General features: G+C 74.2%; 17 protein-coding genes and 1 pseudogene. 9 read left to right on the forward strand and 9 right to left on the reverse strand.

What is annotated here, in order from left to right; all coding sequences use genetic code 11:
- Nucleotides 1-11 precede the first annotated feature (11 nt).
- Nucleotides 12-989, reverse strand: coding sequence for a phosphotransferase enzyme family protein (locus Voc01_RS37470; protein WP_203932421.1), 978 nt, complete (start codon nucleotides 987-989; stop codon nucleotides 12-14).
- A 98-nt stretch (nucleotides 990-1,087) separates the two neighbouring features.
- Here Voc01_RS37470 and Voc01_RS37475 point away from each other — a divergent pair, with 98 nt between their 5' ends.
- Together Voc01_RS37475 and Voc01_RS37480 are read left to right on the forward strand one after the other, a co-directional pair.
- Complete coding sequence (locus Voc01_RS37475; RefSeq protein WP_203932422.1) at nucleotides 1,088-1,588, forward strand: SigE family RNA polymerase sigma factor; 501 nt, start codon at nucleotides 1,088-1,090, stop codon at nucleotides 1,586-1,588.
- A complete protein-coding gene (locus Voc01_RS37480) occupies nucleotides 1,581-2,426 on the forward strand; it encodes a hypothetical protein (protein ID WP_203932423.1) in 846 nt (281 codons plus the stop codon). Before Voc01_RS37475 ends, Voc01_RS37480 begins: the two co-directional genes overlap by 8 nt.
- A 173-nt stretch (nucleotides 2,427-2,599) precedes the next feature.
- Here Voc01_RS37480 and Voc01_RS37485 read toward each other — a convergent pair whose 3' ends face one another.
- Entirely contained in the window at nucleotides 2,600-3,187 is a 588-nt protein-coding gene (locus Voc01_RS37485) for a TetR/AcrR family transcriptional regulator (protein WP_203932424.1), read from the reverse strand.
- Nucleotides 3,188-3,287: 100 nt separating this feature from the next.
- Between Voc01_RS37485 and Voc01_RS37490 the strand changes: the two genes are divergently transcribed.
- On the forward strand, nucleotides 3,288-3,836 hold the full coding sequence (locus tag Voc01_RS37490; protein WP_203932425.1) for a hypothetical protein: 549 nt from the start codon (nucleotides 3,288-3,290) through the stop codon (nucleotides 3,834-3,836).
- Between the two features lie 50 nt (nucleotides 3,837-3,886).
- Here Voc01_RS37490 and Voc01_RS37495 read toward each other — a convergent pair whose 3' ends face one another.
- Both Voc01_RS37495 and Voc01_RS37500 read right to left on the reverse strand, forming a co-directional pair.
- Nucleotides 3,887-5,011, reverse strand: coding sequence for a winged helix DNA-binding domain-containing protein (locus Voc01_RS37495; RefSeq protein WP_239160765.1), 1,125 nt, complete (start codon nucleotides 5,009-5,011; stop codon nucleotides 3,887-3,889).
- Between the two features lie 20 nt (nucleotides 5,012-5,031).
- Nucleotides 5,032-6,162 carry an epoxide hydrolase family protein gene (locus tag Voc01_RS37500; protein WP_203932486.1) on the reverse strand — a complete coding sequence of 377 codons (1,131 nt, stop codon included), beginning with the start codon at nucleotides 6,160-6,162 and terminating at the stop codon, nucleotides 5,032-5,034.
- A gap of 71 nt (nucleotides 6,163-6,233) precedes the next feature.
- Here Voc01_RS37500 and Voc01_RS37505 point away from each other — a divergent pair, with 71 nt between their 5' ends.
- Together Voc01_RS37505 and Voc01_RS37510 are read left to right on the forward strand one after the other, a co-directional pair.
- The gene (locus Voc01_RS37505) at nucleotides 6,234-7,211 is read left to right on the forward strand and encodes a helix-turn-helix transcriptional regulator (RefSeq protein ID WP_203932427.1); all 978 of its coding nucleotides are present in this window, start codon (nucleotides 6,234-6,236) and stop codon (nucleotides 7,209-7,211) included.
- Nucleotides 7,212-7,608: 397 nt separating this feature from the next.
- Entirely contained in the window at nucleotides 7,609-8,532 is a 924-nt protein-coding gene (locus Voc01_RS37510; protein ID WP_203932428.1) for a phosphotransferase family protein, read from the forward strand.
- Between the two features lie 106 nt (nucleotides 8,533-8,638).
- Here Voc01_RS37510 and Voc01_RS37515 read toward each other — a convergent pair whose 3' ends face one another.
- Nucleotides 8,639-9,748, reverse strand: a complete 1,110-nt coding sequence (locus Voc01_RS37515; protein WP_203932429.1) for a hypothetical protein — start codon at nucleotides 9,746-9,748, stop codon at nucleotides 8,639-8,641.
- Between the two features lie 345 nt (nucleotides 9,749-10,093).
- On the opposite strand from Voc01_RS37515, the pseudogene Voc01_RS54800 reads away from it, so the two are divergent.
- Nucleotides 10,094-10,555 (forward strand): annotated as a pseudogene (locus Voc01_RS54800) (BTAD domain-containing putative transcriptional regulator); the annotation flags it as partial.
- A gap of 541 nt (nucleotides 10,556-11,096) precedes the next feature.
- Entirely contained in the window at nucleotides 11,097-11,867 is a 771-nt protein-coding gene (locus Voc01_RS53480) for a hypothetical protein (protein ID WP_239160767.1), read from the forward strand.
- Here Voc01_RS53480 and Voc01_RS37525 read toward each other — a convergent pair.
- Together Voc01_RS37525 and Voc01_RS37530 are read right to left on the reverse strand one after the other, a co-directional pair.
- A complete protein-coding gene (locus tag Voc01_RS37525) occupies nucleotides 11,764-12,243 on the reverse strand; it encodes an SRPBCC family protein (protein WP_203932431.1) in 480 nt (159 codons plus the stop codon). The genes Voc01_RS53480 and Voc01_RS37525 overlap by 104 nt on opposite strands.
- The gene (locus Voc01_RS37530; protein WP_203932432.1) at nucleotides 12,224-12,889 is read right to left on the reverse strand and encodes a TetR/AcrR family transcriptional regulator; all 666 of its coding nucleotides are present in this window, start codon (nucleotides 12,887-12,889) and stop codon (nucleotides 12,224-12,226) included. The genes Voc01_RS37525 and Voc01_RS37530 overlap by 20 nt, the downstream gene beginning before the upstream one ends.
- 666 nt (nucleotides 12,890-13,555) lie before the next feature.
- On the opposite strand from Voc01_RS37530, the gene Voc01_RS37535 reads away from it, so the two are divergent.
- The gene (locus Voc01_RS37535; protein WP_203932433.1) at nucleotides 13,556-13,864 is read left to right on the forward strand and encodes a hypothetical protein; all 309 of its coding nucleotides are present in this window, start codon (nucleotides 13,556-13,558) and stop codon (nucleotides 13,862-13,864) included.
- Between the two features lie 38 nt (nucleotides 13,865-13,902).
- Nucleotides 13,903-14,457 (forward strand): hypothetical protein, encoded by a 555-nt coding sequence (locus tag Voc01_RS37540; protein WP_203932434.1) that lies wholly within the window; start codon nucleotides 13,903-13,905, stop codon nucleotides 14,455-14,457.
- A gap of 2 nt (nucleotides 14,458-14,459) precedes the next feature.
- On the opposite strand, the gene Voc01_RS37545 is transcribed toward Voc01_RS37540, so the two are convergent.
- On the reverse strand, nucleotides 14,460-16,229 hold the full coding sequence (locus Voc01_RS37545) for a serine/threonine protein kinase (protein ID WP_203932435.1): 1,770 nt from the start codon (nucleotides 16,227-16,229) through the stop codon (nucleotides 14,460-14,462).
- A 64-nt stretch (nucleotides 16,230-16,293) separates the two neighbouring features.
- Complete coding sequence (locus tag Voc01_RS37550) at nucleotides 16,294-17,199, reverse strand: CE1 family esterase (RefSeq protein WP_239160768.1); 906 nt, start codon at nucleotides 17,197-17,199, stop codon at nucleotides 16,294-16,296.
- Nucleotides 17,200-17,203: the final 4 nt, after the last annotated feature.

Raw genomic sequence — 17,203 nt, forward strand, 5'->3', positions numbered from 1 at the left:
CGCGGTCGCCGTCAGCCCGACGCCGCGCGGACGTCGGCCAGCAGCTTGGTGATCACCGCCTCGGTGACCCAGGCGTCGCCGGTGCGGTCGGTGGCGCCCAGCCAGTCGCCGACGTCCCACAGGGCGCGGCAGGCGGCCAGCGCGGGCAGTCCCTCCACCTCCGCCGGGCTCAGCGGACGGACCTCCTGGTAGCCGGCGAGGACGGCGGTCCAGCGGTCGCGGTCGCCGGCCGGCGAGTCGGGGCCGCGGTACTGGGCGACGAGGTCGTAGGCGCGCAGCCCGAAACCGCAGTGGTCGAAGTCGAACGTGCGGAACCGTCCCTCGTCGTCGACGTGGGTGTTGCCGCGGTGCAGGTCGCCGTGGACGATCCCGTAGGCGCCGGGGATCGTCCGGAGCCGGCGCAGCCGGTCGGTCAGCTGCCCGCCGAGCCTGGTGAGCTCGGCGAGGTCCGCCAGGGCCCGCTCCGACCCGGCGTAGGGCGCCAGGCCGGCCAGCGGCCGGTGGATCAGGACGCGCTCGTCGAGGTGGTAGCGGTCGTGGTCGGTGCGGAAGGCGTCCATCTCCCGATGCATCCGGGCGATGCCGGCGCCGAACCCGCGCCACTGGTCGGCGGTGAGCGTGCCCTCGTACGAGGGCCGGCCGGGCGCGTGGGTGAACAGGGCGAAGCCGCGTTCGCCTTCGGGCGCGCCCAGCCGGCCGAGCCGGTCGCCGGTGGTCCGCGGGTACGGGCGGACGACGGCCAGGCCGGCCGCGGCCAGGTGCTCGAGGAGGTCGAGCTCGAAGAGGAGGTCGGACTCCGACCGGATCCAGTACTTGTCGCGGTTGTAGACCCGCAGCACCCGGCGGCCGCCGTCGGCGTCGGTGACGCGGTAGGTGTCGTTGAAGCCGCGGTTGAGCAGGCTCACCGTGACGGGCGCGACGATGGCGTACTCCCGCTCGAGAAGCCGGGCGAGGTCGTCGGTGTGCAGCAGCGAGTGGGTTACGCGCATGTCGGGCGAGCCTACGTCAATCGACGGGTGCAACCGGACCGCACCTCCCAGGCGTATGGTGCACGACCCCGCACGGGGAGGAAGGTCGGAGGTGGGCGTTGCCGGGAGACATCGAGCGGTTCGAGAGCTTCTACCTGGGAAGCCGTCAGCGGGTCCTCGGCTGCGTGTACATGGCCACGGGCGACCTCGGCGAGGCGCAGGACGCGGTCCAGGAGGCCTACGTCCGCGCGTGGCAGCGCTGGCGGCGGTTCGACCGGGGCTCCGATCCCGAGGCGTGGGTGCGCCTGGTGGCCACCCGCATCGCGATCAGCCGGTGGCGCAGCCTGCGCTCCCGGGCCCGCGCGTACCTGCGGCACGGCGTCTCCGCGGCGGTGCCCCCACCCGACCCCGACCGGGTCGACCTGGTGGCGGCCATGCGACGGCTGTCGCCCGACCAGCGGATGGCCATCGCGCTGCACTACTTCGGGGGGATGTCGGTCGCGGAGGTGGCCGAGCAGACCGGCGCGCCGACCGGAACCATCAAGGCCCGCCTGGCGCGCGGGCGCGCGGCGCTCGCGCCGTACCTCGCCGGACCGACGGAAGGGGAAGCCGGTGTCTGACGAACTGCGGGACCGGGTCATGCGTGGACTGTCCACAGTGGAGTGGCAGGACGCGCGGACGATCCGTCGGCGCGCCGGCCGCCGGCGGGCCCGTCAGGTGGTCGCGGGCTGCGTCGCGGTGGTCGCCGCGATCGCGGTGGTGTGGACGGCGGCTCCGTTCGTCCGCCACGAGGGAGCATCGCCACGGCCGGCCGACCCGACGGCCGACGGGACGCTCCCGGCGCTGAACGACACCCGGCTGGGGTACGGGATGATGCGCGCGGAGGACTTCGGGCCCGGGTTCGAGGTCAACGCCTGGGGAAGCCACGACACCACCGAGGGCGGCCAGGACGCCGACGAACGGGTGCTGGAGTGGCCGTCGACCTGGCTCACCGGGTGCCCCGCCTACGCGGCGGCACCGCCGGCCGGCTTCCGCGGCCACCGCGGCGGCCTCAACGTCCGGGCCGACCCGATGGCGGGCAACGCGGCCGCTCCGGTGCAGGAGTTCGTGATGCGGTTCGCCGACGAAGCGGCCGCGGGTGCCGTTCTCGACGAGGCCCGGCAGATCGCCACGCGCTGCGCGTCGTTCGACGTCGCGGGGCGGTACCGGTACACGGTGACGGTCGCCGCCGAGGACTTCGTCGGCGACGACGCGGTGCGCCTCGACCTGACCGGCGTCGGGACCGAGCACGCGACCGGCGGCCAGGTGGGTGTGCCGGGGCTGGAGGTCTACGTGCTGATCCGGGTCGGATCAGCGGTCATCATGCTGCTGTCGACGGGATCGGTCGACGCCGCCTGGCTGCAGGGGCTGGCGCCGACCGCCGTGGGCCGGCTGTGCGGCGAGTCGGTGGTCTGCTGAGACGGTGACGGCCGCGACCACCCCGACGCCCCGGACGCGGACCGGGACGTCGATGCCGACCGGGTGACCGGCCTGCTGTGCGGTCGCGGTGATGCGCGAGCCCAGACGCCAGGCGTCGGTGTGGTCGAAGGACGGGAAGACGAGGTCCCGCTCCTGCTGTTCGAGCGTGGTGATCATGATGCCCTTCCGTGGTCGGCGAGGAGGCGCTCGACCCCGAGCAGGAAGGTCTCGCGGACCAGCGCCGGGTCGAACAGGCACCCGGCGGCCATGGCGCCGTCGCGCATCATCACGAAGTGCAGCGCGGCCGGCCCGGCACCGGTCGGGCGCACCCGGGCGAGGAGGTCGGTGACCGTCCCCAGGAACCACTCCCGGTGGGCGAGCACCGCCCGGTGCACCGGGGACTCCGGGTCGGGGAACTCGGCGGCGGCGTTGAGGAACGCGCAGCCCCGGAAGCCGGGGGAGCCGATGCCCTCGGCGATCGACGCGCTCAGCGCCCGAACGGCGTCGGGCGGCGGTAGGCCGGCGCCGGTCGCCCGGTCGGCCTGGGCCCGCATCATGCGGTCGACCTGGCCGAGGTAGGCCAGGACCAGGTCCTCCTTGCCGGGGAAGTGCCGGTAGAGCGTGGCCCGGGTGACCCGCGCCTCGGCCACGATGCGGTCGATGCCGACGGCGTGGATGCCCTCGGCGTAGAAGACCCGGCTGGCCGTGTCGAGCAGCCGGGACCGCGCCTCGGACGGCCGGGTGTCGGGTTCGCTGGGCACGCGACCCAGAGTAGCGGATAGAACGTTCGGTCTTGACAGCCCGCGGTACCGACCGCCATCGTGTGGCGAGACAGAACGTTCGTTCTACCTGGGAGATCCCATGAGCACCCTCGTCGCTCCGCCCGATGTCGCGTCGACCCTGCGGCGGCTGTACCTGGTCCGGTTCGCGTTCGCTCTCGGCTGGGCCCTCGTGATGTTCACGACCGCCTCCGACCTGGGCCCGCTCGCGGTGATCCTGCTCGTGCTCTACCCGCTGTTCGACGTGGCCGCCGCCGTCGTCGACGCCCGGGCGTCCCGCACCGCGCTGCTGTACGTGAACGTCGCGGTCAGCCTGGTCACGGCCGTCGGGGTGGCGGTCGCCTGCGCGTCGGGCATCCCGGCCGTGCTGCGGGTGTGGGGCACGTGGGCGGTCGTGGCCGGCCTGGTCCAGCTGGTGGTCGGGGTCACGCGTCGTGGCCTGGGCGGGCAGTGGCCGATGATCATCAGTGGCGGCATCTCCGTGCTCGCGGGCGTGTCCTTCGTGGTCGGTGCCTCGGCCGACGACCCGACCCTGGCGAATGTGGCCGGCTACGCCATCCCCGGCGGCATCTTCTTCCTCGTCTCGGCCCTGCGGCTGCGCCGGGCCGCCACCGGCTCAACCCCGGCGTAGACCCGCGTCGTGGGGTCACGACGATCGCCTGCGCCGTACGCGACCGGGTGCTACGTCACGGCCACGTCGACGGGCCGGCGGTCGGGGTGCAGGAACCGCAGCAGCTCCGCTCCCTCGGCCGCGAGGTCGGCCACCTCGCGGGCGGTGAACCGGCGGAAGCCACGCACGGCGAGCCGGGCGCCGTCCCGGTCGACGGTGACCCGCCACGTCGCCGCGACAGTGCCGTCCACGAGCACCGAGGCGGGCTGCAGGTTCGAGTCGGCGGCGTACCCGTGCGCGGCGAAGTCGACGGTGCCCGGGTCGCCGAGCACGCGCCGCCGGTCGGCGTGCGACAGCAGGAGGTTGTCGTAGTCGTACAGGAAGCGCGTCGGTGCGGGCGTGTCGGCGTCCGGCCGCGGTGCGTCGGGCAGGTCGACGAGTTCGGCGCCGTCCGCGTCGGTGAACACGCGCAGCCGCGGGCGGAGGCCGTCGACGACCTCGCGCAGCCGGGTGAGCCCGCTCCACGCCTGCACGTCGCGCACCGTGGCCGGGCCGAACGCGGCGAGGTACCGCAGGACGAGGTCCTCCGCGGTGGCCGCCGCCGCAGGGCCGAGCCGCGTGCCGGGCCGGGCGTCGAGCGGTGTGTCGGGCCGGGCACTGAGCCAGGTGTCGAGCGGGGCCTGCAGTGCCCGACCGCCGCGGCCCCACACCCCGCGGGGCGGCACCTGCACCATCGGCAGCCACGCCCGGGCGCCCTGGGCCAGCGCGGCCGGGTCGTGGCCGGGGAACCGTTCGGCCAGCCGACGGCCGAGGTCGGCGGCCGCGAGCGGCTCCTCCTCGACGAGCGCGCGGGCCGCGGCGACCAGCGCGTCGCGGTCGACGCCGCGCAGGCGCCGGCCGAACGCGCCCATCGTGACGCGCTCGACGACCGGCTGGACGAGGGGGCGGACGGCGAGGGCGTCCCCGGCCGTGAGCAGGTGCACCGTCGACCGCATCGCCGGCAGCCGCACCAGGTCGCGCCCGACCAGCAGCTCGCCGGCCGCCACCGGGTCGAACGCGCGCAGGCGGGTCCACAGGCCCACGTACCAGGTCTGGGGGGTCTGCGCCTGCAGGCCGACGAGGTGGTGGACGGCCGTCGGCACCGGCAGCTCCGCCCTCTCGAGCAGGAGCTGCCGGGCCAGCGTCGCACGGTTCACCGCGCGTCGGCTCAGGACGGTCACCGGTACCCGCGCAGGGCCGCGCGCAGGTCGGCGACCACGAGGTCGGGCTCCTCCATCGCCGTGAAGTGCCCACCGCGTTCGAGAACGGTCCACCGCACGATGTTGTTGGTCTGTTCGGCGACGCGCCGCACGGGCGAGCCGATGTCGTGCGGCGCGACGGCGACGGCGGTCGGCACGGTCGACGGCGGGTCGGGCTCGCCCCAGCTGTCGGCGCCGTCGCGGTAGTAGCGCGCCGAGGACCCGGCGGTGGCGTTGAGCCAGTAGAGCATCACGTTGGTCAGCATCGCGTCGCGGTCGACGGCGTCCTCCGGTGCGTCGGTGGAGTCGGTCCAGTCCTTGAACCGTTCCACGATCCAGGCCAGCTGGCCGACGGGGGAGTCGGTGAGCGCGTACGCGAGGGTCTGCGGCCGGCTCGCCTGGAGCATCCCGTAGGCGCCGAGCTCGTACTCGTACCGGTAGCCCTGTTCGACGGCGCGCCGCTCCGCGGGGTCGGACATGTCGGCGGTCTCCGCCGTGACGCCCGCCGAGAAGATCTGGGTCACGTGGATCGCGGCCACGCGCTCCGGTGCGACGAGCCCGAGCTCCCGCGCCACGGCCGCGCCGAAGTCGCTGCCGTGGGCGGCGAAGCGGTCGTAGCCGAGCCGGCGCATCAGCTCGGCCCAGGCCGGCGCCACCCGCTTGGCCGACCAGCCGCCCGGCGTCGGTCCGGACAGGCCGAACCCGGGCAGCGTCGGCACGACCACGTGGAAGGCGTCGGCCGGGTCGCCGCCGTGCGCGGCCGGGTCGGTGAGCGGACCGATGACGTCGAGGAACTCGACGATCGACCCCGGCCAGCCGTGGGTCAGCAGCAGCGGCAGCGCCCCGGGCACGGCCGAACGGACGTGGACGAAGTGCACGTCGTGACCGTCGATCTCCGTGCGGAACTGCGGGAAGCCGTTCAGCCGCGCCTCCTCGGCCCGCCAGTCGTACCTGCCGCGCCAGTACGCCGCCAGCTCGCGGGTGTAGTCCAGCGGGATGCCGTGGCTCCACCCGACGCCCGGTGCCTCGTCGGGCCAGCGGGTGTTGTCGAGCCGGTGGTGCAGGTCGTCGAGCTGCGCCTGCGGAACGTCGATGCGGAACGGGCGAATGTTGGTCATGTGGAGAACGGTAGGCAGGATGGAGGACGGATCCTGTCCGCCATTTTCGTCACCCTGGATGAATGTTGAAGAACCCCTCGCGGCTGCTGCGGCTGCTGACCCTGTTGCAGGCACGGCGCGACTGGACCGGGCCGGAGCTGGCCGAGCGGCTGGAGGTCAGCACCCGTACCGTCCGCCGCGACATCGACAAGCTGCGCAGCCTCGACTACCCGGTGCACGCCGGCACCGGGCCGGGCGCCCGGTACCGGCTCGGCCCGGGTGCGGCGCTGCCGCCACTGCTGCTCGACGACGACGAGGCGGTCGCCGTCGCCGTGGCGCTGCACACCGCCGCCGGCAGCGGCGTGGCCGACATCGGTGACACCGCGCTCGGCGCCCTGATCAAGGTCGAGCAGGTCCTCCCGTCGCGGCTGCGGCACCGCGTCGGCGCGCTGCGGATCGCGACCGTCCCGTCAGCGCAGGGCGGCTCGCCCGTCGACGTCGACCTGCTGACCGCCGTCGCCTCGGCCTGCCGCGACCGGCAGCAGCTGCGCTTCGCCTACCGCTCCTACGACGGCGGCGGGTCCGAGCGTCGCACCGAGCCGCACCGCCTGGTGTCGTGGGGCCGGCGCTGGTACCTCGTCGCCTGGGACCTCGACCGCGCCGACTGGCGCAGCTTCCGCCTCGACCGGATCGGCCCGCGTCCGCAGACCGGTCCGCGGTTCGCCGCCCGGGAGCCACCCGGCGGTGACGCCGCCGCGTTCGTCTCGCGCGGCGTGGCCGACGTGTGGGAGTCGCAGGCGCGGATCCGGCTGCACGCGCCGGCCGACGCCGTCCGCGACCGGTTGTGGCCGCTGCACGGGCGGCTGGTCCCGATCGACGGGCACAGCTGCATGCTGCACCTCGGCGCGGACAGCCCGCAGATCCTCGCCTACCTGCTCGTGGTGCTCGGCGTCGACTTCACCGTGGAGTCGCCGCCCGGGTTCGCCGCGCATCTGCGCGCGGTCGCCGGGCGTCTGACCGCGGCCGCCGACGCCACCGAGCGGTTCCAGGCGACCCCGTGACCACGTGACGGCGCGCCGACCCGCTAACGGCTCGGGTCGGTGACCAGCAACGGTGAGTCGGTGCGCAGCTCGCGCAGCTCCGGGTCCGCGGTGAAGGCGAGCGCGGTGAGCCGGGTGTCGTCTCCGCCGTGACCGGGCCGCCCGGGTCGAGGCGGTGCCCGTCGGCGAACGGCGTGCCGGCCTCGAAGACGTGGCTCACCAGCTGTTGCAGCAGGCGCAGCGTCCACGGCGGCGGCTGGTCGTCGGACCGGTAGGCGCTGAGGCCGTACAACTCCGGTCCGGGAAGGCCGTCGGTGCCCCAGTGCAGCGGATCCCGAATGCCGGCGATGGTAGCGAAGGTCCCCGACGCCCGGTAAAGGGGTCGACGGTCGGCGGCCGGGTTCCTACCGTCGACGCCATGCCGGTCCCACCGCCGTCCGAGCCGCTGTACGAGCCGCTGTCCGGTCTGCTCTCCGGGCTGCTGCCCGACGGCCGGGTCGTCACCGAGGTCGTCGCCCGCACCGGTGGGTCGCTGAACACCGTCCACGAGGTGCGCTTCGCCGACGCCGACCCGGTGATCGTCAAGCGGTACGCCGACCGGTGGCGCGGGAACCAGGCCAAGGAGGAATACGTCTACGGTCTGATGGCCGGGCTCGACGCGGTGCCGCGGATCGTGGCCGTCGACCACGAGCGCGCGACGACGGTGCTCACGGTGCTGCCGGGTGTCCCGATGTGGGAGCGCCCGTCGCGGCCCGACACCGACCGGGCCGCGTACCGGCGCATCGGACGGTTCCAGGCGGCCCTGCACCGCATCCGGATGCCGGCCTACGGCGAGCTCACGACGGAGGTCCTCGATCCGGCGCCGGACAACGTGACGCACATGCGGCGCAGGTTCGCCCGGCAGCTCGACGCGTTCCGGGAGGCCGGCGGACCGCTCGACATCCACGACGCCGTCGCGCGGCGGGTGGACGCCGCCGACCGGTACTTCGCCGCCTGCACCGGCGCAGTGCTGTGCCACCGGGACCTGCACGAGGGCAACGTCCTGGTCGACGACGCGGGGACGGTCACCGGGTTCATCGACGTCGAGAACGCCGAGGCCGCCGACCCGATGACCGACCTGGCGAGGACGCTGCAGTTCGAGCACAGCGGGTCGGCGGCGAAGCGGGCCGCGCTGCTCGACGGGTACGGCCCGCTGCCGCCGTACGGCGCCGAACGGATCGCGCTGCACCGGCTCCACCACGCGCTGGAGCTGTGGACGTGGGACACCTCGATCGGGAAGACCGGGCCCCTGCCGGGACTGGTCGACAGCCTCCGGTCACAGCTCAGGACAGCGCCGTCCTGAATGCGGCCAGGAACGTGCGGACGAGCACGGCGCCGAGCGCCGCCGCCGCGGCGGCGTCGACGCGCGGCGGCGGCTCCTCGACGATGGTCACCCGGTCATTGTCGACTCAGACGCGGGAGGTGAACGTGACGAACGCGGGGTTGGGTGCCTGCGCGCCGGTGTCGTCGAAGCAGATGACGTTGCGGACGACGCCGTTGCCGCCGATGTTGCGCCACACGTCCTGGATCGAGCAGTAGTCCGGCTTTCCGCCGACCGCTGTCGTCTGCGCGTGGGTCTCCCGCACGCCGAGCCCGGTGAACGTGACCATGTTCTGCCCGACGCCGGAGGGGGTGATGACGTTGGCCGCGCCGAGGCTGTTGAAGTCGGTGCCCGGCGGCGGCGCGAACGCTCCACTGTGGACGTAGCCGAACCGCTTCGGCGGCCCCAGCTCACCGACGAGCGGCCGCTCCCGGTGGTAGGTCAGCGTGAACGCGCTGTCGGCCGGCTTGCTGGTGACGCCGTCGAAGCAGGCGACGTAGGCGACGACGTCCGCGCCTCCCCACGCGACATCGGCGACCTTGCACCGCCGCGGCTTACCCGGTTCCGCGGCGGCGACCTGTACGTTGCCGGCGAACCCGGTGACCGCGCCGACGCCGGGCAGCGTCACCCGGTAGAAGCCGCCACCGCCGTAGGCGACGGGGTTGGCGGCGCCGGTCGAGTTGTACTCGGTGAGCACGTTCGCGGCGGAGTCGGCGTAGACGTAGCCGAACCCGCCACCGGGCACGGCGAGCGGTCCGCGCCGCTCGGTGAACGAGATCGCGAACCGCGTGTCGGCGGGGATTCCGCCGTGGGCGTAGCACTGCACCTCGACGGTCTCGTCGGCGCCGTTCGGGTACCACTTGCCGAGCTGGCACCACGCCGGTCCGCCCCAGAGGACCGCCGTCACGTGCGCCACGCCGCGGCCGGTCGCCAGGTGCGGGAAGTGGACCCGGTACGCGCCCGGCCCGAGGTGGTCGACGGTGGCCCAGTCGGCCGGGAACGCGCTCTTCCAACTGCCCCACTGCCGGGTCGGGTCCATCACCGAACCCGGTGGGGGAGCGGGGTTGTCGAGGAACGCGAAGCCCCACGGGTCGGCGGGGGCCGGTGCCGGTAGTGCCGGTGCGGGTACCGCGAGCACGCCCGCGAGCACCAGGACTGACGCCCCGACGAGCGCGCCGAACCGCCTGCGGATCGACATGTTCACCTCCAGTGACATCGAAAAGCTTGATTGATAGTGACCGGTGGCCGGGCGCCAGATACGGTGCGGTCGCATTCACGACCCGTCGGCGCGTCGACCGGTACGGCACCCGATCCGTAGGCTCGTCGCGTGCGTGTCTCGGTGCTGGGTCCGCTCGAGGTCGTCGACGACGGTGGGCCGGTGGACGTGGGCACACCCAAGCAGCGGGCGATCCTCGCCGCGCTGGTGCTGCACCGGCCGCGCGGTCCCGGTCGACACGCTGGTGGAGATCGTGTGGGGCGACGACCCGCCGCCGTCGCCGCTGAGCTCGTTGCACGGCTGCTGGCGGTCGAGGATCTGGCGCTGGTGCGGCTGCGCCTCGGCGAGCAGACGACCGTCGCGGTCGAGCTGTCGGCGGCCGCACGGCAGAACCCGTTGCGGGAACGGCTGTGGGCGCTGCGCTCGCTGGCGTTGGCCCGCGCGGGGCGGCAGGCCGACGCGCTGGAGGCGCTGTGGACCGTCCGTGGCGCGCTCGCCGACCAGCTGGGCGTCGGGAGCTGCGCGCCGCCGTTCTGGCCGTGGACCGGCGTCCAGCGCGACCTGACCGGAGCGCTCGGCGCCGACGTGGTCCGCGACCTCGCCGACGGCGAACGGCTCGCCGGCCTGCTGCCCACGGCCGTCAGCGGGCCGGCCCCGGCCGGTGGACCGCCGGTCGACGCCGAGGTGGAGCGCTTCCACATCTTCGACGCGGTCGCGCGCCTGCTGGTGGCCGCCGCGGCCCGTCGCCCGCTGGTGGTCGCGCTCGACGACCTGCACTGGGCCGACCATTCGTCGCTGCGGCTGCTGCGCCACGTCGCCGACCACGTCGTCGACGCGCGGGTGCTCCTGGTCACGACCCGCCGCGCCCATCCCGAACCGACGGGGGTGCTGGCCGAGGTCGGTGCCGCGCTGGGCCGTCGCCATGCGCTCCGGCTCGACCTGGCCGGCCTGTCCGACACCGGGGTCGCCGAGCTGGTCCGGGCGGCGACCGGCGGGGAACCGGGGGAGCGGCGCGCCGGGTCGCTGCGCGAACGCACCGACGGCAACCCGTTCTTCCTCGTGGAGCTGCTGCGCCTGCCCGCCACGGGCGACATCCCGGCCGCGGTCACCGATGTGGTCGCCCGACGCGTCGAACGGCTGCCGGAGCCGACCCGCGACCTCCTGCGGACGGCGGCCGTCATCGGCCGCCACTACGACGTCGACCTCCTCGCGTCCGTCGCGGGATGCGACCCCGACACCGCCCTCGACGACCTCGACCCGGCGCTGGCGGCCGGCGTCGTCGTGGAGGAGCCCGGGCCGGGCCGCTTCCGGTTCGGGCACGCGCTGGTCCGTGACGTGGTGTACCGGGCCCAACCCGCGACCCGGCGGGCCCGCCGCGGGCCCGGCGCACGCCGACGTCGCCTGGCGGGCCGCCGCACGCGCGGCCGGACACGCACGCGCGCTGCACGGCTACGAGGAGGCCGCCGCGCTGCTGGCCGCCGCCCGCGCGGCGCAGGCCCACGACCGCGCCTGCGGACCGGCCGACCGGTACGACCTGCTGATGGCCCACGCCGAGGCCTGCCGTTGGGCCGGCGACCGCGACGGGCAGCTCGACGCGATCGACCTCGCCTGCCGCGCCGCCGACGAGCTCGGCGACGTCGAACGGCTCGCCCGGGCGGCGGTCGCCGTCGGCGACGGGTCGGTGTGGACGCTGCGCGACCCGTACGTGGTGCACCCGCCGGCCGTCGACGGGCTGCGCCGGGTGCTGCGCGAACTGCCCACCGGCGACAGCGACCTGCGCTGCCGCTCGCTGCTGACGCTGGCCGGCGATCTGCACTACGCCGACGCGCCGTTGGAGCGGGAGGCGCTCACCGACGAGGGTCTCGCGATGGCCCGGCGGATCGGCGACCCGCACCTGCGGGCCTGGGCCGCGCCGACGACGCTACCGCCCTCGCCGAGGCGTGGGAGCTGCCCGTGGTGGCCGCGTGGATCGCCGACCTCCGCGAAGGCGGGGGCTTCTAGGCGGCCCGCTCCGCGGCGTCGCGCACGCGGTCCAGGGTCCTTCGCATGCCGTCGTGCAGATCGGCGCGCCGGTTCCGGCAGCCGAACAGGCGGCCGATGATGAACCACCCCAGTCGCGAGATGGGACGGGTCACCTCGTACGACTCGGTGAGGAGGGTGCCCCCGCCATCGGGTTCCAGCCGGTAGCGCCACACCAGCGTGCCGGAGAAGGGCTCGGTGCGTGAGAACGCGAACTCGTGTCCCGGCCGTGCGACCGTGACGACCGGCCGGTTCTTCCACGCCGGGCCCCGGCTCACCTTGTTGACCGCCTCGAACCGGGCTCCGACCGCCGGGCCCGTCGCGCCGTCGAGCCAGGTGCAGCGCAGGATCTCCGGGCTGAACTCCGGAGTGCGCGTGACGTCGGCGACGAGGTCGTACACGACGTCGGGCGGGGCGACGATGTGGATGCTGAGCTGGTCAGTGTCGAGGCTTTGCATGTCGTCCTCCGGTGGGTGCGTATCGGGCGAAGAACAGGTCCAGGGCGAGGTCGGTCAGGCTGCTGAAGAGGCCCTCGTGGTAGCCGGCGCCCGGCTCGTTGGCCATCTGTTGTGAGATCACCCCGCTGAGGACGACCGTGTAGAGGCGCTGGGCCTCGGACGTGGCGGCGTCGGGATGCAGCTCCCCGCGCCGGATCGCTTCCGCGAACTCGGTTCGGACGTCGTCCATCTGCCGGCGGCTCAGGGCGAACGTCGCCTCGCTCGGGGTGAAGCCGGGGACCGGCCGCCAGATCAACAGCTGCGTCAGGGCCGGGTTCTCCACCGCCCAGCGGATCCACGCCGCCGCTCCCGCCCGGATGCGTGCGACCCCGCCGGCCAGCGGCTCGACCGCCGCCCGCACGGCCGCGTCGCTGCGGGCGAGCCCTCGCGCGAACACCGCGTCGTATACGGCGTGCAGTGACGGAAAGTACTTGTACAGCGAGGGTTGTCGGATCCCCAGCCGCCGGGCGATCTCGGACATGGACAGCCCGCCGACGCCGACCTCCTCCATGACCGTCACCGCGATGTCGAGGGCCTCCTCGATCGTCTGGCGGCGCCGGACCGACCGCCGGTCCGGGCCGGACGAACCGCTATAGGTACCAGCCATAGCTAGAGCACATAGCTAACCCGGCCGCTCGCACGTGGCAATGGCTGGAAACCGACTGGAATCCGCACGCCAAGTGCGGGTCGAGAACCTCTCCAGAGCGTGCCGGCAGGCTCGACCCATGACCGAACCGGAGTTCCCGTCCGGCATGTACACGCTGGCCGGACCGGCGTCCGCTCGGCCGACCGCCCGGCAGCCACGAGACCTACGTCCGGGACCCGGCCGCGACGCGGCAGAACCACCATCACAAAGGAGAAACGCAGTGAGACGCAGACTGATCGGGACGATCGCGGCGCTGGCCGGCCTCGTCGCGCTGGTCGCGGTTCCGTCGGGACCGGCCGCCGCCGAACCCGACTGCGACAGGCCGAAGCCGCCGCCGGCGTGTGTCGAGGACCCGCTTCCCGCCCGTGCCGCAGGACCACCCGCCGTTCGGGTCGCTCGACGACGTCGGGTACCTCGGCAACGCGGTCCGCGCGTTCGGCTGGGCCAACGACTACGACAGCCCGACCGCGCCGGTCGGCGTCCACATCTACCTGGACGGCGTGTTCAAGCGGGCGCTGACCGCCGACGGGCACCGACCGGACCTCGGCACCGGCTCGTACCGCGGGTACGACACCACGGTCCCGGCCGGCCCCGGGCACCCACGAGGTCTGCGCGTGGGCGATCAACGTGGCGCAAGCCGGCGCCGCCGTCGCCGGCAACAGCGTGATCGGCTTCACGGACAACTCCGTCGACGAGACGTTGTTCCTGGTGGAGATCACGTCCCAGCGCTGGGAGCGGGTTTGGGACCGGCGCAACCAGCTCTGGTACCCGCAGCTCGTCCAGTACTTCCGGAGCATCACGGTGCCGGCGCACCCGGCGACCGGGGAGGTCTCCGTGCCGGTCACCGCCGGCACCGGCTACGACTGCCGGACGACGGTCACGGCGGTCGCCGGCGCGGTCCGGAGTCAGACGGCGTACTCGGCCGGGAGCTGCTGACCCGCACCGCGACGCATCGACGCGCGTAGGCTGTTCCGATGCTGTACGTCTTCGGGTTCGAGCGGGTCGCCGTGGTCGTCGGGGACATCTACTTCGTGGATCCCGAGCCGCACCCGGGCCAGGAGGGCGCCGAGCACGGGGTCCGGCTCGAGCTGCGGGTGATCGAACGCGGCGCGGCGCGGGGGTCGATCTACTCGGCGACACCCGTCACGGTGGACCGGCCGGTGTGGCGGGCCGACCTCCTGCAGGCGGTCGGTGGCCGGCCGTTCGACCGCACGCACCATCACCCGGTGTTCACCGGGTGGGACCCGGGCCCGCGGGTGTTCACCCGGGAGCTGTCGGCCGACCCGTTGGGCTGGGTCGCGGCCCGGCTCGCCGACCTGCCGGCGCTTCTCGCCGAGGCGCAGGCGCCACCGGAGACCGCGGCCCCCGGCGACGCGGACGAGCTGCGCCGGGTCACGTCCGAGGTAGTGGACGTGACCCGGCGGCTACTCGACCGGATAGCCGCGGGCGAGCTGGCCACCAACCCGGAACCTGACCGGCCGGTCAGCGTCGACGGGCGGCAGGTGCTGGTCCGCTCGGGGTGGCTCTGAGCTCAGCCGGCCAGGTTCCTGATCTCGACGTCGGCGAACGACACCGAGTACGGCGGCGGGCCGCTCACCTGACCCAGCTCGAAGATGCCGAGGACCACGCGGCCCCGCTGGAACCGGTCCTCGGTCCAGTCGCCGACGAGCCGGCCGTCCCGGAAGAACTGCAGGTTCGTGCCCCGGGCGGCGATGCCGACCCGGGTCGGGGCGCCCGGCTCCACCGGGCTCGGGAAGGAGAACGTGCGCAGCGGCGTCACCGTGGCCTGGCCGCCGTCGCCGTGGGTGGTCAGGGCGTAGCCGGTCTCGCAGACACGCAGCGCGTACCCGGCCGAGTTCTCGAACCGGAACCAGATCCCGGCGCAGCTGCCCGGGGTGCGCAGCCGCACGTCGACGGCGACGCTGAAGTCCGTGAGCACCTGCTGCACGCCGGGGCAGCGGTAGGAGCCGACCGACTGCCGGGTCACCACGAGCGCGCCGTCGAACCGGCAGGTGGTGCGGTTGTCGGTGTCGTTGCGCTCCTGCCAGGCGCCCTCGGCGTCGAGGGCGTCGGCGACGACCACCGGCCCCGCCGGCATCGAGGCGGCCGGCGCGCTCGGGCTCGTGGAGCCGGCGCCGGACGGCGGTTCGGCCGAGTCGCGTCCCGGAAGGCCCTTGTAGACCAGCCCCGCCACGGTGAGCGACGTGACCAGCGCGGCCAGCGCGACCACGACGAGCGCGAACCGGCCCCACCGGGAACCGGCCGGAACCGGTGGCGGCACGACCGCGGGCACGACCGCGGGCACGGCCGCGGGCACGACCGCGGGCACGGCCGCGGGCACCGTCTCCGGATCGTCCAGCGCGGTCGCCTGGGCCGCCTCTTCGGCCGCCTCCTGCGCGGCCCCTTGCGCGGCATGGCGCAGCGCCGGCTGGCGCTCCAACGCGGCGGCCGCGTCGGGCGACCGCGCCGTCGTCCCCGCCGTCAGCAGGTGGTCGAGCAGGTCGCGGGCCGTCGGACGGTCGTTCGGGTCCTTGGACAGCGCCCGTCCGACCAGCGTCCGCAGCGCCCCCGGCAGCCCGTCCAGGTCGGGTGGCTGGGTGAGGATGCGCCCGGCGACCGTGAGCGCGTCGCCGGATCCGAACGGGTTGCGTCCCAGGCCCGCGTAGGCGATCACGGCGCCCCACGAGAAGATGTCCGCCGCCGGGGTGACCGACCCGGCGGTCGGCGACTCGAACCGCTCCGGCGCCATGTAGCTCACGGTGCCGACCATCTGACCGGTCTCGGTGTGACCGGTCGTGGCCTGTGACGAGTGGGCGATGCCGAAGTCGATCACCTTGGGGCTGCCCGCGGCCAGCAGAACGTTGGCCGGCTTCAGGTCGCGGTGCACGACCCCGGCGCCGTGGATCGCGGTGAGCGCGGTGGCGACCCCGATGGCCAGCCCGTGCAGGTTCGACGGCGACAGCGGACCCTTGCCCTTCACCACCGCCGTGAGGCTCGGACCGTCGACGTACTCGACGACGAGGTACGGCGTCTCGGAGTCGGTGTCGGCGTCGAGCACCTCGGCCGTGCAGAACGGCGGCACCTGGCGGGCCCGGTTGACCTCGCTGCGGAACCGGCGCCGGAACTGGTCGTCGTGGGCCAGGTCGGGCCGGATCACCTTGATCGCCACCGGCTCGCCGTCGGGGGTGTCCGCGAGGTAGACGGTGCCCATCCCGCCCTCGCCGAGCCGGCCCACCAGGGTGTACCGGCCCAACCGCTGCGGGTCACCCGGTGACAGCGGCCGTACCCGCGACGAGCTCATTACTGTGCGTTCCCCCCGAACACGTGGATCGATCTGCTCCGGGGTGCATCATGCCGCAGCGCGGTCAGCGCCTGCGCGGGTGGGCGGCGAAGAACTCCCACACGAGGTCGGTGGCGTTCATCGGCGCGTCCGGAACAGCGAACTGTCCGTCACCGGTGCCGGGCCAGACGTGACCCATGTCCGGCACGACGTACACGTCGACGTCGCTGCCGTCGGCGCAGCGGGCGACGGTCCGCCTGACCCGTGGCCCAGGGGCCGGCGCGGCGGCCGGGGTGCACCGCAGCCGCTGCTGCCAGTTCGCGAGACCGGTCTCGAAGATGGGGAAGTACCGGTCCTGCGTGCCGACGACCGTCACCACCGACACCGGGCTCGTCGGGACGTAGTCGACCTTCTCCGCGCGGGGTCCGCCGTACCCGCCGCTGACCACCCCGATGGCGGCGAACGTGCCGGAGGCCTCGACCGCGCCGCGGAAGCTCATGTCTCCGCCGTTGGACATGCCCGTCAGGAACACCCGGTCGGGGTCGGCCCGCCACCGCTCCACCAGGTGCCCGGTCAGCGCCTTCAGGAAGGCGACGTCGTCGGCGGTACCGCAGCAGACCATCGCGTTGAACCCGCGGTCGACGCCGTCGGGGTAGGCGACGAGGAACGTGTGCCGGTCGGCCCGGGCGTCGAAGCCGGTGAGGTCGCGCATCGCGGCGCCGGTGCCGGGGTAGACGTGCATGGCGATCACCAGCGGCAGCGGCGTGCTCCCGGTGTAGCCGGGCGGGGCGTGCAGCAGGTAGGTGCGCGTGACGCCGCCCACGTCGATGGTCAGCCGGTGGTCACCCGGTCCGGGCCGCTCGGGCGCCGCCGACGATCCCGACGGGACCGGCGTCGGCGCGGTCGGTGACCGGCCGGCGTCTCCGCACGCCGCGCCGACCACGCCGAACAGGGCGAACACCGCCAACAGGACCACCAGCCGCTGCCTCATCGAC

Source organism: Virgisporangium ochraceum (genome assembly GCF_016863655.1).
In the GTDB taxonomy this organism is placed as follows: domain Bacteria; phylum Actinomycetota; class Actinomycetes; order Mycobacteriales; family Micromonosporaceae; genus Virgisporangium; species Virgisporangium ochraceum.

Excerpts from the sequence above, each read along its gene's own strand:
- Voc01_RS37470 (WP_203932421.1), bottom strand. The coding sequence starts at position 989 with ATGCGCGTAACCCACTCGCTGCTGCACACCGACGACCTCGCCCGGCTT.
- Voc01_RS37490 (WP_203932425.1), top strand. The coding sequence starts at position 3,288 with ATGAGCACCCTCGTCGCTCCGCCCGATGTCGCGTCGACCCTGCGGCGG.
- Voc01_RS37505 (WP_203932427.1), top strand. The coding sequence starts at position 6,234 with ATGTTGAAGAACCCCTCGCGGCTGCTGCGGCTGCTGACCCTGTTGCAG.
- Voc01_RS37510 (WP_203932428.1), top strand. The coding sequence starts at position 7,609 with ATGCCGGTCCCACCGCCGTCCGAGCCGCTGTACGAGCCGCTGTCCGGT.
- Voc01_RS37515 (WP_203932429.1), bottom strand. The coding sequence starts at position 9,748 with ATGTCGATCCGCAGGCGGTTCGGCGCGCTCGTCGGGGCGTCAGTCCTG.
- Voc01_RS37525 (WP_203932431.1), bottom strand. The coding sequence starts at position 12,243 with ATGCAAAGCCTCGACACTGACCAGCTCAGCATCCACATCGTCGCCCCG.
- Voc01_RS37530 (WP_203932432.1), bottom strand. The coding sequence starts at position 12,889 with ATGGCTGGTACCTATAGCGGTTCGTCCGGCCCGGACCGGCGGTCGGTC.
- Voc01_RS37540 (WP_203932434.1), top strand. The coding sequence starts at position 13,903 with ATGCTGTACGTCTTCGGGTTCGAGCGGGTCGCCGTGGTCGTCGGGGAC.
- Voc01_RS37545 (WP_203932435.1), bottom strand. The coding sequence starts at position 16,229 with ATGAGCTCGTCGCGGGTACGGCCGCTGTCACCGGGTGACCCGCAGCGG.
- Voc01_RS37550 (WP_239160768.1), bottom strand. The coding sequence starts at position 17,199 with ATGAGGCAGCGGCTGGTGGTCCTGTTGGCGGTGTTCGCCCTGTTCGGC.